We start from the raw sequence: 15,405 nt of genomic DNA on the forward strand, positions 1-15,405 counted from the left end.
CTCGCAGCGACAGCAGTACTCTCGGATGTTCCGGCACCGGGAGGATGCCGGCACAACACACCATCGGATGGGGAAAAATATGTACCTTGACCTGCTGACATCGGCCGCACTGGTCGACCCACAGGTGCTCGCGGGCAGCATCGACACGCTCGCCGGCTCGGACCTGGTCACCGAACTGGCCGCGAAGAAGAAGGGGAAGAAGAGCAGCAAGGGTCTCATCATCGGCGGCGTGTGCTGCCTGCTGGTCGTCCTCGCCATCGTTGGCCTGGTCTTCATGCTCAAGAACAAGAAGAAGAACGACCAGCCGCCGAACCAGCCGCCCTACGGCGGCGGCCCGGGTCAGGGTGGTCAGCCACCTTACGGCCAGCCGCCGTACGGCCAGCCATGACGTGAACCGGGGGCTCGCGGCACTATCCTCGCCTCATGGCGAGGCACCCCCGCGAGTCCTCGGATCAGCACCTGGTCGCCAAGGGTCTGTCGGCGACCAGTGTGGCGGCGCTGTTTCTGCTGCTGCGGGTCTTCGCGGTGACCGACTACGACTGGAACGCCGCGTTCTCGCTGGCAGGCACCCTCGGTCTCGACGACGTCGTCATCATGGTGCTCGGCACGTTGATGGCCAGTCCGGTGCTAGGTGGGATCGCCCTGGCGATCCTGCTGCCCGAGGCGCTGATTCGTCAGATCCGGCTCGGCCGCCCGCGCTGGACCAATGCGGGCAACCTGATCTGGTTGCTGATCGTCGCGCTTTTCACCGCCGCGCTCCTGTGGACCTATCGGATGTGGTGGGTGCTGGTGGCGTCCGCGCTGCTGGCGGTCGTCCTCTACATCATGTTGCGCGCAGGTAAGCGCGATCCCGAAGGGTCGCGGATGGCGCACTGGTTCGTGTCCAGTTCGGCGCTGATCGTCACGCTCGCCGCACTCGTGCTCGCCGCGACGGTGCAGGTGCCGTGGGTGTCGCTCGAGGAGATCGCGACGAAGAACGGCGTCGTCCGGGGATATGTGGTCGAGAATCCACCCGGATATCTGAAGGTGCTGCTCGAACGGGAACGCGAGATCGTCATCGTCGACACCGCCGACGTCACCGGTCGCACGGAGATCGAGCCCGACCTCTAGGCGACACAATGCCCGGTCATGGGGCACAGTGGGTGACGTGCAGCTGATTCTCGTGCGTCATGCCCAGCCCGACAAGGTCGTCGCAAGTACCTCCGCCGCCGATCCGGGTCTCACCGATATCGGTCGCCGTCAGGCCGAGCGGGTGCCCGCCGCGCTGGCCGCCCACGAGATCACCCGCATCGTGTCGAGCCCTCAGCGCCGGGCCCGCGATACCGCCGCACCGACCGCGCTCGCCCGCGACCTGCCCGTCGACATCATCGACGACCTCGCCGAATACGACCGCGATCTGCCCGCCTACATCCCCATCGAAGACGCCAAGACCGAATTCGCCGACGCCTACACCCGGATCAAGGCCGGTCTGCTGCCGGAGCAGATCGACGGCCCCGCCTTCACCCGTCGCGTGCTGAGCGCCGTCGAACAACTCGTGGCCGCCACCCCGCACACCGAGACGGTCGTCGCCTTCGCTCACGGCGGGGTCGTCAATGTGCTGCTGGCCGACATCCTCGGCCTGGCCCGCCCGCTCACCTTCCCCGTCGACTACTGCTCGATCACCCGGATCCTGTACTCGCGCAGCGGAACGCGCACGGCGGCGACGATCAACGAGTCCGGTCACGTGTGGGACCTGCTGCCACGCAACCTCGCCCGAACGACATAGAAAAGCCGGGTGCGAGAAACTCCCGCACCCGGCTTCACCTGCGAAAACTCAGGCGTGCGAGGCGATCCAGTCGCGCATCCAGGTGATGGCGGTGTGTCCGCCACCCACCGAGTAGCTGCCGTACAGGTGGTGCGCCTGCGACTTGTAGAACTGCTCGAGATCCTTGGCCCGCTTCTGGTTCGCCGCGTCCGAGAGCTGCGCCTGCAGCACCGGCACACCGCCGTGGGCCATCAGATCCTGCATGATCGCGCCCGCCTCGATCTGGTAGCGCCACATGTTCGCCGGGTTGGCATCCGAGCTCTGCGCCAGGAAGCCCGCGAACCGGGTGACGAAATCGTCGGTCGCCGTGGCGCAGTACAGGTCGTCGACCGCGCAGATGGTGCGGGTGCGGTCGCTGAGCCAGCCGAAGCCGCCGGGCCGCGCGCCACCGGCGCCCGCGCCCTGGGCATGCGGGCCGACCTGCACGTCACCGGGTGCCCGACGCGGATCGGAGATCAGGCCGACCGCGGCCACCCGATCGGCCGGAATGGTGCTGAGCCCGGTGCCGATCTCGGCCGCGAGATCACCCGCGGCGTCGGCGCCCTGGCTGTAGCCGACGAGGGCGGCCTTGGTGTTACCGCACTGCGCGAGCTTGGCCGAGATGAGGCCGCGCGCCGAATTCACCGCCTGCTTCTTGGAATTGCCGTAGACATCGCCCTCCCACGGGAAGGCGGTCGCCGCGTAGGTCACATAGTCGACGTCGACATTGCGCGGCAACCCGTTGGTGACGCCGGACAGCATGCCGGGCCCCGGCGGCTTGTCGATGCCGGTCTCCCAAGTGCCGGGAATGGCGACGACATAGAGACTCGGGCAGGCAGGCGCCGCGCTCGCACTCCCGCTGCCGACAACGATTCCGGACAACATCGCCGCGGACGCACCGAGTGCCGCGACAATCTTCTTCACCTGCATACCGCTCCAGTTCCACCTTGCTCGCCGCTGGAGAGCAAACCCCGTTTACGTGTGGCTCCCAGACCTCGCCGCGAATCACAATAGAGGTACCACCACGCCTGTGCCACATGAGTATGACGAGCTTGTCCGATCGTTGTGACAGAATTCATTTCGGCCGAGTGAGCCCCGCGCTCACCCGGCCCGCGCCAGCCTAGACCTCGAGCTCCTCCTCGATGCCCTTGAGCCGGTGGCGGGCAAGGGCGAGGTTGGCGCGGGTGCGGTCCAGTGCCAGGTAGAGGAAAAGGCCCTTGGACTTGCGGCCGGTCATCGGCCGGATCACGTGGTACTGGCCCGAGAGGGTGATGAGCATGTCCTCGATCTCCTCGTTGAGGCCGAGCTGCTCGATGGTCCGCAGCTTCGCGCGCACAACCTCGGTGTTGCCCGCCGCCGCGATCTGCAGGTCCAACGACTTGCTGCTGCTGAGCATTCCGAGGGCCATGCCGCTGCTGTAGTCGACGACCGCGGCGCCGATCGCGCCGTCGATCACCATCATGTCCTTGAGCGCCAGATCCATATTCGACATGTCGTACCTTTCAATCGTGCGCCGCCGCCAGATGAGCGGCGATGGCGCGAGCTACCGGACGCGACTCCAGGTGGAGCCGGCCGACGTTCACATCCGGGCCCGCGAGCACGGTGAGCGCGGTGTACCCGGCGGCGTAGATCACCACCTGCCCGTCGCTGCCGTGCACGACGACCTCGTTGAAACCACCGCCGTGCGCGGTGCTCGCCAACCGGTACGACAGCGACAGCTGCGCGGCGGCCAGGGCCGCCATCCCGGCCGGTTCGATATGGGCGGGTAGGTCGTGTTCGATGAGCAGGCCGTCGCTGGAGGCGACGACTGTGCCGGTGAGGTGGGGGACGCGGTCGCGCAGGGCGGTGAGCTCGGCCTGGACGGCCGGGTAGCTCTGCGGCAGCGGTCGCGTGGTCTGGTCCTGGCCGTACGGGGTGGGCCCCGTGAGCTCCGAACCGGTGGTCTTACGTTCGGGCAGCGGCATTTTGGTCAACTTTCCCCTCCACTCGCCGAGCAGCTTCCTGCGCCCGGTCATGCCAGCTCCGCCAACGCCGTCCTGATGCGGATCAGGAGGGCGCGATCCACCTGCTGCCAGGGTTGGTCGACCGGGGGTGCCCAGGAGTAGGTGTCCGCGCCGCGGGAGTTCCGGTCCGCGGTCCGGGCGGCTGTGCCCGGAGTCGGAGTTGTCGCGGCGGGGGTCCGGGCGGCCGCGCTCGCTTCCTCGACGAGCGCGTGCCTGCCCGAAGTCGGTGGGGCAACCGGCGACGGAACGCGGCGCGGAAGAGGCGGTATCGGTTTCCCGGCCGACGCAACCCGGGCAGACGCGATCGGGGTCGCGGCGTCGGTGCCCGAATTCTCTTGTGCTGCGGCGTAACCGGCGCCGCCCTGGGGTGCCGCGTGGCGTCCGTGCTCGGGCCGGGGTGCCACGGTGAGGTGGCGGGTGCGAGGCTCGGCGTCGGCCGATTCCGGTGCCTCGATCAGCCCGGCTCTGGTCAGGTCGCGGACGGCGACGAGGCAGCCGTAGGTGGTGCGGCCGAGCTCGCGGGCTATGTCGGCGATGGTGCGGTGGTTGTCGGCGGCGGCGAGCACGTCGGCCTGGCCGACCGTGAGAACCGTGCGTTTGCGGCGTGCCCGGTGCGTGGGCGAGACGGGGACCGTGGACACCATCTCGGCCGTCCAGGGACCGGCGTCGGGGCGTCGGCGTCGTGCGCATTCGCTCACCAGTGCGTGCGGCGCGATCCGGCACACCGGAGCGAGCCAGTGCTCTTCCGTCGGCACGAATTCCGCTGCGGCCTCGGTTTCGAGCAGAAAGTAGGCCGCGTCGTAGGCCGAGAGCCTCGCGAGGGTCTCCAGGCGTGGGCGGCGCAGCAGCGCACCCGGCTCGCCCGCGCGGGCACGGCGCAGGTCCTCGTCGGTCGCGACACCGGCCTCGACGGCGAGCCGGTCGAGACCGATGGTGCGCCGGCAACCGACCGAGGCGATAGCCCCACGCGCCAAATGGAATTCGCCGTCGCCCGCCCGCAATATCCCGGTGGAGCCCTGTTCTTCGAGCCGCTGGAGTTCTTCGGCGAGGGCCGCGCTCATCGGCCCGCCATTTCTTCCAGCGCGGCCTTGAGCTGATAGCGCGCCATTCCCAGATTGGCGGCGGCACCGTCGAATACCGCGTGGACGAAAAGTCTGCCCTCGAAATCGCCGTCGAGCAGGTGCAACAGGTGAAAGCCCTTGTCGCGGCGGACGATCAGCTCACGGACATCGTCGTCGGTGGAGCTGCTCGAGAGCGCGGTGCAAGCGAGGACCGTCCGCATGACGTCGGTGGTTCCCGCGGCGTCCTCGTGCTCGTCGACGATGTCGTGCGCGCCGACGGCGGCCACCGCCAGCCCGCTGGCACCGTCCACCAGCGTCACGCCGCACGCACCGGGAATCTCCATGATGCGTTTCAGGCAGCCGTCGAGAGAATTCACCCGCGCCCCCGGTCTGTCCTCGAAAATGTTCGACAGCACGAGACGCTATACCCGCCCGCAAATTTCCGCATCCCGAACGCGGGAAAATTACTGTGCCACCGAAGTTTGCTGGTAGTTGCTGGAAAACCGCTCGGTATCAATACTTTTCGGTAACCAACGGACTCGTTCGCCGACACCACTCGAAGCCGGTGGTCAATCCCGGTTTCCGCCGTGCAGCGACCCGGTGGCGAACTTCCGTTTTAATAGTCTTCGCAGAACTCGCCATAGTGCGAATGCACGTCAGCGCCACTCAGCGGGTACCCCCACTTCGGTGGTAGTCGATGAAAGGACAGAACCCAGTCGAGCGGCTGCGTTCGCGGCAGGCTGGATCAGCCGGCCGCGCGGCGATACCAGGACTCGGCCTCCCGGTGCGCCCCTTCGGATTCGAGCAGAGCCGCGAGATTGGCCATCGCTTTCGGATGACCGAGATCGGCGGCGCGCCGGAAGCAACGCCGGGCCGCCGTGATCGCGCCCCGGCGCCGCAGCAGCAGACCGAGGTTGTTGATCGAGTCGATGTCGCCCGCCGCGGCCGCTTCGTCGTACCACGCTTCGGCGTCGTCGAGCCGGTTGTCGTCCTCGAGCAACCGCGCGAGGTTGTACATCGCGTCCACGTGCCCCGCGAGTGCCGCGTGGTGGTACCAGGTTTCGGCCTCGGCGATATCGCCGCTCTGATACAGCATGGTGGCCAGGTTGTACATGGCGTTGCCGTTGCCGCCCGCCGCCGCCCGCCGATACCAGATCTCGGCCTCGGCCAGCTCCCCGAACTGATCGAGCAACACCGCGAGATTGTTCATCGAGCGCGTATGCCCCGCCGCCGCCGCCCGCCGGAACCAGTACTCCGCACCCTCGTAATCGCTGTGATCGTGGTAGAAGTGGGCGAGGTTGTGCATAGCGGTACCGTCACCGCGCTCTGCTGCGCGGCGCAGATACGCCAACGTTCCCGGCGGCAACGGCACAGCTCCCCCTCGGATCTCCCGTACACCTCGTCACGGAAAGTCTATGTGCTGCAAGGAAGATCGGCCACGTCCATTATCGGCACCCCTAAGTCTTTGAGCGCCATAAGGATTCATACCCGACGCATATCCCTGGCAAACTCCGGCGCCACCTGCGGTGCGACGACGAAGGCGCCCACGGACTGACGAGTCCGTGGGCGCCTTCGGTCGAACTGATTACCGCTGGGCGACAGCGGTCGGGGGGATCGGCGCGGGGAGCGCGGTTTCACCCTCGAGGTACTTGTCGACGGCGGCCGCGGCGGCGCGGCCTTCGGCGATGGCCCAGACGATGAGGGACTGGCCGCGACCCATGTCACCGGCGACGAAGACGCCGGGGATGTTCGTGGCCCAGTTCTTGTCGCGCTGGACGTTGCCGCGGCCGTCGTAGCCGACGCCGAGGTCGGTCAGCAGGCCCGGCTTCTGCGGGCCGACGAAGCCCATGGCCAGCAGCACCAGGTCGGCTTCGAGGGTGAAGTCGGTGCCTTCGACCTTCTCGAAACGGCCGTTGACCATCGTGACCTCGTGGGCCTCGAGGCCGGTGACCTTGCCGTCCTTGCCGACGAAACGCTCGGTGTTCACGGAGAACACGCGCTCGCCGCCCTCCTCGTGCGCCGAGGAGACCCGGTACATGAGGGGGTAGGTCGGCCACGGGGTGGAGCCTGCGCGCTCCTCCGGCGGACGGGGCATGATCTCGAACTGGTGCACCGACTCGGCACCGTGGCGGTGCGAGGTGCCGAGGCAGTCGGCGCCGGTGTCGCCACCACCGATGATGACGACCTTCTTGCCCTTCGCGTGGATGGGCGGCAGGCCTTCTTCGTCGGTGATGTCGTCGCCGAGCTGCACGCGGTTGGCCAACGGCAGGAACTCCATCGCCTGGTGGATGCCGTCGAGCTCGCGGCCCGGGATCGGCAGATCGCGGGCGATGGTGGCGCCACCGGCGAGCACGATCGCGTCGAAACGCTCACGCAGCTGCTCGGCGGTGATATCGACGCCCACGTTCACGCCGGTCTTGAAGATGGTGCCTTCGGCTTCCATCTGCGCCAGACGGCGGTCGATGACCGACTTCTCCATCTTGAATTCCGGGATGCCGTAGCGCATCAGGCCGCCGATGCGGTCGTCGCGCTCGAACACGGTAACGGTGTGACCGGCACGCGTGAGCTGCTGCGCGGCGGCCAGACCCGCCGGGCCCGAACCGACGACGGCGATCTTCTTGCCGGTCAGGCGGGTCGGGTACACGGGGGTGACCCAGCCCTCGTCGAAGGCGTTCTCGATGAGTTCGACCTCGACCTGCTTGATGGTCACCGGCTGCTGGTTGATGCCGAGCACGCACGACGCCTCACACGGCGCCGGGCACAGCCGCCCGGTGAACTCCGGGAAGTTGTTGGTGGCGTGCAGCCGGTCGATGCCCTCGCGCCACGAGTCCTTGTACACCAGGTCGTTCCACTCGGGGATCAGGTTCCCGAGCGGACAACCGTTGTGACAGAAGGGGATACCGCAGTCCATGCAGCGGCTGGCCTGCTTCTGCAGGGTCTCGTGAGAGAACTTGTCCTCGTAGACCTCTTTCCAGTCGAGCAGACGCAGCTCGACCGGTCGACGCGCCGGGAGTTCCCGCGAGGTGTGCTTCAGAAATCCTTGTGGGTCAGCCACGAGCCGCCTCCATAATCGCCTCGTCAACGTCCTTGCCGCTCTTCTCGGCTTCGGAGATGGCGAGCAGAACCTTCTTGTATTCGCGGGGCATGACCTTCACGAAGTGGTTCACCTGCTGGGACCAGTCGCTCAGGATGCGTTCGGCCACAGCCGAACCCGTCTCGTCGCGGTGGGTGCTGATGATGTCGCGCAGCCAGGTGAAGTCGTCACCGGAGAGCTGCTCGATCGCATCGGCCTGATCCGGGTTGACGCGCTCGGCGAGCGTGCCCTCCGGGTCGTAGACGAACGCCACACCACCCGACATTCCGGCGCCGAGGTTGCGGCCGGTGCCACCGAGGATGACCACGCGGCCACCGGTCATGTACTCGAGCGCGTGGTCGCCCACACCCTCGACGACCGCGGTGGCGCCGGAGTTACGCACGCCGAAGCGCTCGCCCGCGACACCGTTGATCAGGATGCGGCCGCTGGTGGCGCCGAACATGATCACGTTGCCCGCGATGATGTTGTCCTCGGCGACGAAGCCGGCGGGTGCGTTGAGCGACGGGCGGACCACGATGTGACCACCCGAGAGACCCTTGCCGACATAGTCGTTGGCGTCACCCTGCACGCGCAGCGTGATACCAGCCGGGACGAACGCACCGAAGCTGTTGCCCGCCGAACCGTTGAAGGTGATGTCGATGGTGTTGTCGGGCAGGCCCGCGCCACCGTAGAGCTTGGTCACCTCGTGGCCGAGCATGGTGCCGACCGTGCGGTTCACGTTGGTGATCTTGGTTTCGATCTTCACGGCCTTGCCACGCTCGAGCGCGGGCGCGGCCTGGGCGATCAGCTCGTTGTCCAGCGCCTTGTCCAGACCGTGGTCCTGGGTGCCGGTGCAACGGGTGTCCTGGTTCATGAACGCCGTCTCCGGCATGTCCAGAATCGGGGACAGGTCGAGCTTGGCGGCCTTGAAGTGCTCCTTGGCCTTGGCGGTGTCGAGCAGGTCGACCCGGCCGATGGCCTCGTCGAGCGTGCGGAAGCCCAGCTCGGCGAGCAGCTCACGCACCTCCTCGGCGATGAAGAGCATGAAGTTCTCGACGAACTCCGGCTTGCCGGTGAAACGCTCACGCAGCACCGGGTTCTGGGTGGCGATACCCACCGGGCAGGTGTCGAGGTGGCACACGCGCATCATCACGCAGCCCGAGACGACCAGCGGAGCGGTCGCGAAACCGAACTCCTCGGCGCCGAGCAGCGCGGCGATCATCACGTCGCGGCCGGTCTTCATCTGACCGTCGACCTGGACCACGATGCGGTCGCGCAGGCCGTTGAGCAGCAGGGTCTGCTGGGTCTCGGCCAGGCCGAGCTCCCAGGGTCCACCCGCGTGCTTGAGCGAGGTGAGCGGCGAAGCACCGGTACCGCCGTCGTGGCCCGAGATGAGCACGACGTCGGCGTGCGCCTTGGACACACCGGTGGCGACGGTGCCGACACCCGGCTCCGCGACAAGTTTCACGTGAATCCGAGCCTGCGGGTTCGCGTTCTTCAGGTCGTGGATCAGCTGCGCCAGATCCTCGATCGAGTAGATGTCGTGGTGCGGCGGCGGCGAGATGAGGCCGACGCCCGGCGTGGAGTGACGCACCTCGGCGACCCACGGGTACACCTTGTGCGCGGGCAGCTGGCCGCCCTCACCCGGCTTGGCACCCTGGGCCATCTTGATCTGGATATCGGTGGCGTTGGTCAGGTAGTGCGCGGTGACACCGAAGCGACCCGACGCGACCTGCTTGATCGCCGACCGACGCCAGTCGCCGTTCTCCTCCACCTCGAAGCGAGCGGGGCTCTCGCCGCCCTCACCGGAGTTGGAGCGGGCACCGAGACGGTTCATCGCGATCGCGAGGGTCTCGTGCGACTCGGCCGAGATCGAGCCGTAGCTCATCGCGCCGGTCGAGAACCGCTTCACGATCTCGCGGGCGGACTCGACCTCGTCGATCGAGATCGGCGCGCGCACGCCCTTCTTGAACTTGAACAGACCACGCAGCGCGGCGAGGCGCTCGGACTGATCGTCGACCAGCTTGGTGTACTCCTTGAAGATCGAGTACTGGCCGGTGCGGGTGGCGTGCTGCAGCTTGAACACCGTGTCCGGGTTGAACAGGTGGTACTCGCCCTCGCGCCGCCACTGGTACTCGCCACCCACCTCGAGCTCGCGGTGGGCGCGCTCGTTGCGGTTCTCCAGGAACGCGGTGCGGTGGCGGATGGCCACCTCTTCGGCGATCTCGTCGAGACCGATACCGCCCAGCGGCGAGCGCAGGCCGGTGAAGTATTCGTCGACCAGGTCCTGGGCCAGGCCGATGACCTGGAACAGCTGGGCGCCGTTGTAGGAGGCGAGGGTGGAGATGCCCATCTTCGACATCACCTTGAGCACGCCGTTGCTGGCCGCGGTGCAGTAGTTCGCGACGGCCTTGCGGTAGTCGGCGGCCAGGTCGCCGGTGCTGGCGGGCAGCGAAAGCGAACCGCGCTCGAGCATGTCCTCGATGGACTCGAAGGCCATGTAGGGGTTGATCGCGGCGGCGCCGAAGCCGACGAGGGCGGCCATGTGGTGCACCTCGCGGGCGTCACCGGCCTCCACGACCAGGCCGACCATGGTGCGGGTGCGTTCGCGCACCAGGTGGTGGTGCACCGAGGAGGTGAGCAGCAGCGACGGGATCGGCGCCAGCTTCTCGTTGGACTCGCGGTCCGACAGCACGATGATGCGCGCGCCGCCGTCGATCGCGGCCGAGACCTGGGTGTTGATGGCCTCGAGCGCCCGGCGCAGACCCTCGCCGCCCTCGGCGACCGGGTACAGACCGCGGACCACGACCGAACGCAGCTCGGGGTGGCTGCCGTCGTCGTTGATGTGGACCAGCTTGGCCAGCTCGTCGTTGTCGAGGATCGGCTGCTCGAGCGCGATCTGCTTACACGACTCCGGGCCGGGGTGCAGCAGGTCGGCCTCGGGGCCGATGTTGCGCTTGAGGCTGGTGACGACCTTCTCGCGGATGGCGTCCAGCGGCGGGTTGGTGACCTGCGCGAACAGCTGCGAGAAGTAGTCGAACAGCAGGCGCGACCGGTTCGACAGCACCGCGATCGGGGTATCGGTACCCATCGAGCCGAGCGCCTCACCGCCGGTCTTGGCCATCGGGGTGATGAGCAGGCTCAGGTCCTCGGTGGTGTACCCGAAGATCTGCTGACGGATGAGCACGCGGTCGTGCGACATGTGCACGTGCGGGCGGTCGGGCAGGTCGGCCAGGCGGCTCACGCCCGCGTCCAGCCATTCCTGGTACGGCTCGGCGGCGGCCAGTTCCGACTTGATCTCGGCGTCGGTGACGATGCGGCCCTGCTCGGTGTCGACCAGGAACATCTTGCCCGGCTGCAGGCGGATCTTCTGGACGACGGTCGAGGGGTCGATGTCGAGCACGCCGACCTCGGACGCCAGCACGACCAGGCCGTCCTCGGTGACCCAGATGCGGCCCGGGCGCAGACCGTTGCGGTCGAGCACGGCGCCGATCTTCTTTCCGTCGGAGAAGCAGACCGAGGCCGGTCCGTCCCACGGCTCCATCAGCATCGAGTGGTACTCGTAGAACGCCCGCAGCGCGGGGTCCATGTTCTCGTTGCGCTCCCACGCCTCGGGGATCATCATCATGATCGCGTGGTGCAGGTCGCGCCCGCCCAGGTGCAGCAGTTCGAGCACCTCGTCGAAGCGGGCGGTGTCGCTCGCGCCGGGGGTACAGACGGGGAAGATCTTGTTCAGGCGGTTGTTGCCCGCCTCGTCCTTGCCGAACACGTCCGAACGCAGCAGCGCCTCACGCGCGCGCATCCAGTTCTCGTTACCGGTGACGGTGTTGATCTCACCGTTGTGGGCGACCCGGCGGAACGGGTGCGCCAGCGGCCACGAGGGGAAGGTGTTGGTGGAGAAGCGCGAGTGCACGATGCCGATGGCCGACTCGACGCGCTCATCCTGTAAGTCCAGGTAGAACGCGCGTAGCTGCGGCGTGGTGAACATGCCCTTGTAGATGAAGGTCTCGCCGGACAGGCTCGGGAAATACACCGACTCCTTGCCGACGGCGCCCTCGCCGGGACCCGCGTTGCCGAGCTCGTGCTCGATGCGCTTGCGGATCACGTAGGCGCGACGTTCCAGGTCCATGCCCGAGAGCTGCTCGGCCGAGTTCTTGGGCGAGCCGATGAACAGCTGACGGAAGGTCGGCATGGCATCGCGGGCCAGCGCGCCGAGCGAGGACTCGTCGATCGGCACCGCGCGCCAGCCGAGTACGGCCATGCCCTCTTCGGCGACGATCTTCTCGACGCCGTAGGCGGCACGCGCGGCTTCGCGGCGGGCCTGCGGGAGGAAGGCGATACCGGTGGCGTAGGAGCCTGCCTCGGGCAACTCGAAGTCCACAACCGCGCGGAAGAACTTGTCCGGGAGCTGGATCAGGATGCCCGCGCCGTCGCCGGAGTTCGGCTCGGCGCCTGCGGCACCTCGGTGCTCCAGGTTCAGCAGTGCCGTGATGGCCTTGTCGACGATGTCTCGACTGCGTCGTCCGTGCATGTCGGCGACGAATGCGACGCCGCAGGCGTCGTGCTCGTATGCCGGATCGTAGAGCCCGGTGACACCGGGTGACCTGTGGCCAGGAAGTTGCGTCATGCCTCTGCCTTCAAGAAAGTCGGCTGTCGATGATCGGCCACCCAGCAAGCTGAGCGTGGACCCTTCGTCGTTTCGCCTCCGTCAAGACTGCGTCCGTACGATCCGAAACCAGCGGCGATGATGGTTTGCGGCGTGCAGTCACGTCTCCAGTTGTCCACCCGCTTCGTTGACGTAGTGGGGGTGCTCAGAGGTAACGGGACGCTTACCTGTCCCTTACCTCCGCGCGGGGTTTCACCCGCTACTCTTGGCCCGGTTTCACCGGACCCCGAGCAGGTGGTTGTGCCGAACAAGGGTGCGTTCGGCGTAAGAGCAAACGATAAGTCAGACCGCAGACCCAACCAACTAAGGTTGGGCTTAGTAACCCTGTCTAGCTGGGGTTTGTAACGCCAGCCCGTATCGTCACGCGCGTCGTCCAGTGTAAAGCAGGGCGGGGGCCGGATCGATCCCGCAGAACCGGCGCCGACCTGCGCGAACACCGTCGACGGGCGAGCCGGAACCGGCCGGAGGTGTGTGACCTTCGACCGAACTCAGCTGCATCGCAGCAGGATTCCCCAGCAAAGCGCAGGTCAAACCTATGGTTTCCCGCTAACCAGGGCCACCGACGGTGAGATATTCCCGACAGCGCCCCGACATGCCCTGGTAGTCAGCCAACCGTACGGTCTGCAAGTGAGACGCTCTTCACAGCACATATCCAGCTAACGCGCGGCAGTGTCGTTCGCCACAGGACGGCCCCGAAGCGGCCACCGATGCGGCTCGCCGGGACCGACACGCCGAGGTCGGCGGCCCGCGCCGCTACCGCCGCGATGCCGGGAGTTCGGATCTGTGAGGCTGACCACAAATACCGCTTCGCCGCTCGGTGTGGCGGCGCCGGGCCTGTCACGCTGACACCACGAATCCATGACAGTTTCGCCACGCGAAAGAACCGGGGAGAAGGTATGACCGGCACACTCGCCTGGCTCGGCGGCGGCCTCGTCACGCCTTCGCGCGACCACAACGGGCCCGACAACGCCGGATATGTCGTCACCGGCGCCGCGGTGGCGCTGTTCGCCGTGGTCGCGGGACTGGTCACCGCCGTCGCGCTCGCCGCGGCCGACGGGATCGGGTTCTTCTTCGTCGCCGTGCTCGCGCTGCTCGCCGCCGTGGCGGCCGGTGCGATCGGGCGGGCGCTTGCCACCAGGAACACCACCGACGACCGGCGCGGCACCGCCGCACGCGTGGGGGTCGGCGTGCTGGCCGGGGTGTTCGTGGCCGAGCTGGCCACCACCGTGCTGCTCGGCGGGACCGTCGACCGCGAGCTTGACGTGCGCGCCCACGCCGACGCCGAACAGGCGCCTGCTGTCGTCACCGCGCGCGCCGAGTACGACCTCGCCGTCGCCGACCGCACCGCGCTCGACGCGTCCATCGCGACCGCGCAGGCCGATATCGACCGCAACCTGGTGATCGCGCGCTGCGAGTTCAATCCGACCCCGCAGTGCCCGCAGACCCGCATCACCGGTGTTCCCGGTCGTGGACCCGAGGCCCAGACCGCCAACGAGATGCTCGACGACGCCCGCAAGCAGCTCGCCGCCGCACAGGCCCGCACCGACGGCCTCGACCAGCGCGTACGCGCCGAAACGGCCGAGCTGGCCGCCGCCCGCGCCGACGCCTTCGCCGAGGGCGATCGCGGGATCGGCGCCCGCTGGCTGGCCATGAACGGCTACACCGCCGATCACCTCGGCGGCGCCGCGCTTCGCCTGCTGATGCTCGTCGCGGGAATCGCGCTGGCGTTGTTGCCGCTGCTGCTGCGCTGGTGGCGTGGGGAGACCGCGCTGGACCGCAAGGTCGCCGCCGACGAGATCGCCGACCGGGCCGAACGCGCCGCCGACGCCGCCATCGCGGTGAAACAAGCCGAGGTGCGCACCGAGACGGCGGTGCTGCGGGCCGACCAGGAACTCGACTCGCAACGGCTGGCCATCGAGGCCGACGGCGTGATCGATCGAGAACGTCAGCGAACCAGGATCATCGCCGCGATCGGCGGTTTCGAGCTCGGGTACACCGAGCCGCATCGAAAGGACGAGTCCGTGGCTCTGGAACCGACTTCGCAGCAGCAGCTGCCCGCCGGATACCTCCCGCACGCCCTGCCGCACGGCCAGGCCGGTGCGCTGGTACCCGCCGAGCAGGCACCGCCGCAGGCGCCGACCGGGGGCGGACTCGAGCTGCCGATCATCGGGACCGTGCCGTTCACCGACACCGCCGCGCGCTGGATCCGGCCACTCGTCCCGTCGTTCGTGGCCAATGCCATCGACTCGGCCACGCATCCGCTGCGGACGGCGCGACAGGCGTTCGAAGAGGTCGAGGAGGTGACCTTCACGCTGCGCCGCAGCCGGAAGGTGACCGTCGATACCCAGGACTCGCAGCAGCAGTTCCAGCACGCACCGCAGCAGCAGTTCCAGCAGGCGCCCGGGCAGCAGGGTTACCTGCCCGCGGGTTATCCACCGCCGCAGTACAACCCGTACGCGCAGCAGATCGCGTCGAATGTGGTGGACGCGCCCGGCCGGAACTACCACCCGGATCCGCGGCAGTACCCTGGGCAGCCGAGCTACACCGCATTGCCCGCAGGACAGGGCACGGCGCTGCCCGCCGCCGGGCAGGGTGAACTGGCCGGGTCGGACGCGCAGGAGCTGCCGGGTGGCCGACAGCGTCAGCTGCCGCCTGCTCGATAGCTCAGTGGACATCTGTTCACTGGGCGTCAGCGGTGATCGATCGCACCGACGACCTCCGGGTGCGCACGACAAAACGCGCGACCATCAGTTGTTATACGTACCGGATTCGCCGGTGACCTAGCTAACAAGGTCGCCTGTTCAGGGTGATTCGGTTTA

The 15,405-nt window shown here is 67.7% G+C and carries 12 protein-coding genes; 4 read left to right on the forward strand and 8 right to left on the reverse strand.

Annotated features, from left to right (window positions below; translation table 11 throughout):
* Positions 1 to 79 precede the first annotated feature (79 nt).
* Genes AB0F86_RS16685 through AB0F86_RS16695 form a run of 3 tightly spaced genes read left to right on the forward strand, consistent with a single transcriptional unit; the run spans position 80 to position 1,765 of the window.
* Positions 80 to 388 carry a hypothetical protein gene (locus AB0F86_RS16685; RefSeq protein WP_067495222.1) on the forward strand — a complete coding sequence of 103 codons (309 nt, stop codon included), beginning with the start codon at positions 80 to 82 and terminating at the stop codon, positions 386 to 388.
* A 35-nt stretch (positions 389 to 423) separates the two neighbouring features.
* Positions 424 to 1,110 carry a hypothetical protein gene (locus AB0F86_RS16690; protein WP_356984725.1) on the forward strand — a complete coding sequence of 229 codons (687 nt, stop codon included), beginning with the start codon at positions 424 to 426 and terminating at the stop codon, positions 1,108 to 1,110.
* Between the two features lie 37 nt (positions 1,111 to 1,147).
* Positions 1,148 to 1,765, forward strand: coding sequence for a histidine phosphatase family protein (locus tag AB0F86_RS16695; RefSeq protein ID WP_181698173.1), 618 nt, complete (start codon positions 1,148 to 1,150; stop codon positions 1,763 to 1,765).
* A gap of 48 nt (positions 1,766 to 1,813) precedes the next feature.
* Here AB0F86_RS16695 and AB0F86_RS16700 read toward each other — a convergent pair whose 3' ends face one another.
* The 8 genes from AB0F86_RS16700 to gltB all read right to left on the reverse strand — a co-directional run bounded on the left by AB0F86_RS16700 (position 1,814) and on the right by gltB (position 12,547).
* Complete coding sequence (locus tag AB0F86_RS16700; RefSeq protein WP_181698174.1) at positions 1,814 to 2,713, reverse strand: cutinase family protein; 900 nt, start codon at positions 2,711 to 2,713, stop codon at positions 1,814 to 1,816.
* Between the two features lie 190 nt (positions 2,714 to 2,903).
* Complete coding sequence (locus AB0F86_RS16705) at positions 2,904 to 3,275, reverse strand: hypothetical protein (RefSeq protein WP_225281662.1); 372 nt, start codon at positions 3,273 to 3,275, stop codon at positions 2,904 to 2,906.
* 10 nt (positions 3,276 to 3,285) lie between these two features.
* Complete coding sequence (locus AB0F86_RS16710) at positions 3,286 to 3,798, reverse strand: roadblock/LC7 domain-containing protein (protein ID WP_225281661.1); 513 nt, start codon at positions 3,796 to 3,798, stop codon at positions 3,286 to 3,288.
* Positions 3,795 to 4,847 (reverse strand): hypothetical protein, encoded by a 1,053-nt coding sequence (locus AB0F86_RS16715; RefSeq protein WP_356984727.1) that lies wholly within the window; start codon positions 4,845 to 4,847, stop codon positions 3,795 to 3,797. The genes AB0F86_RS16710 and AB0F86_RS16715 overlap by 4 nt, the downstream gene beginning before the upstream one ends.
* On the reverse strand, positions 4,844 to 5,224 hold the full coding sequence (locus AB0F86_RS16720; RefSeq protein ID WP_356984728.1) for a hypothetical protein: 381 nt from the start codon (positions 5,222 to 5,224) through the stop codon (positions 4,844 to 4,846). The genes AB0F86_RS16715 and AB0F86_RS16720 overlap by 4 nt, the downstream gene beginning before the upstream one ends.
* A gap of 368 nt (positions 5,225 to 5,592) precedes the next feature.
* Positions 5,593 to 6,153, reverse strand: a complete 561-nt coding sequence (locus tag AB0F86_RS16725; RefSeq protein ID WP_181698177.1) for a tetratricopeptide repeat protein — start codon at positions 6,151 to 6,153, stop codon at positions 5,593 to 5,595.
* Between the two features lie 279 nt (positions 6,154 to 6,432).
* Positions 6,433 to 7,902: a glutamate synthase subunit beta gene (locus AB0F86_RS16730; protein WP_181698180.1), complete on the reverse strand. Its 1,470-nt coding sequence runs from the start codon at positions 7,900 to 7,902 to the stop codon at positions 6,433 to 6,435.
* Entirely contained in the window at positions 7,895 to 12,547 is a 4,653-nt protein-coding gene (gltB, locus tag AB0F86_RS16735; protein ID WP_181698181.1) for a glutamate synthase large subunit, read from the reverse strand. The genes AB0F86_RS16730 and gltB overlap by 8 nt, the downstream gene beginning before the upstream one ends.
* 935 nt (positions 12,548 to 13,482) lie before the next feature.
* Between gltB and AB0F86_RS16740 the strand changes: the two genes are divergently transcribed.
* On the forward strand, positions 13,483 to 15,249 hold the full coding sequence (locus tag AB0F86_RS16740) for a DUF4407 domain-containing protein (RefSeq protein WP_356984731.1): 1,767 nt from the start codon (positions 13,483 to 13,485) through the stop codon (positions 15,247 to 15,249).
* Positions 15,250 to 15,405: the final 156 nt, after the last annotated feature.

The sequence above is a fragment of the Nocardia sp. NPDC023733 genome, from assembly GCF_040639775.1.
Classification (GTDB): domain Bacteria; phylum Actinomycetota; class Actinomycetes; order Mycobacteriales; family Mycobacteriaceae; genus Nocardia; species Nocardia rosealba.

Bases quoted from the DNA above. Each gene is read 5' to 3' on its own strand.
- AB0F86_RS16705 (WP_225281662.1), bottom strand. From the start codon at position 3,275: ATGTCGAATATGGATCTGGCGCTCAAGGACATGATGGTGATCGACGGC.
- AB0F86_RS16700 (WP_181698174.1), bottom strand. From the start codon at position 2,713: ATGCAGGTGAAGAAGATTGTCGCGGCACTCGGTGCGTCCGCGGCGATG.
- AB0F86_RS16725 (WP_181698177.1), bottom strand. From the start codon at position 6,153: ATGCACAACCTCGCCCACTTCTACCACGATCACAGCGATTACGAGGGT.
- gltB (WP_181698181.1), bottom strand. From the start codon at position 12,547: ATGACGCAACTTCCTGGCCACAGGTCACCCGGTGTCACCGGGCTCTAC.
- AB0F86_RS16740 (WP_356984731.1), top strand. From the start codon at position 13,483: ATGACCGGCACACTCGCCTGGCTCGGCGGCGGCCTCGTCACGCCTTCG.
- AB0F86_RS16685 (WP_067495222.1), top strand. From the start codon at position 80: ATGTACCTTGACCTGCTGACATCGGCCGCACTGGTCGACCCACAGGTG.
- AB0F86_RS16715 (WP_356984727.1), bottom strand. From the start codon at position 4,847: ATGAGCGCGGCCCTCGCCGAAGAACTCCAGCGGCTCGAAGAACAGGGC.
- AB0F86_RS16710 (WP_225281661.1), bottom strand. From the start codon at position 3,798: ATGACCGGGCGCAGGAAGCTGCTCGGCGAGTGGAGGGGAAAGTTGACC.
- AB0F86_RS16690 (WP_356984725.1), top strand. From the start codon at position 424: ATGGCGAGGCACCCCCGCGAGTCCTCGGATCAGCACCTGGTCGCCAAG.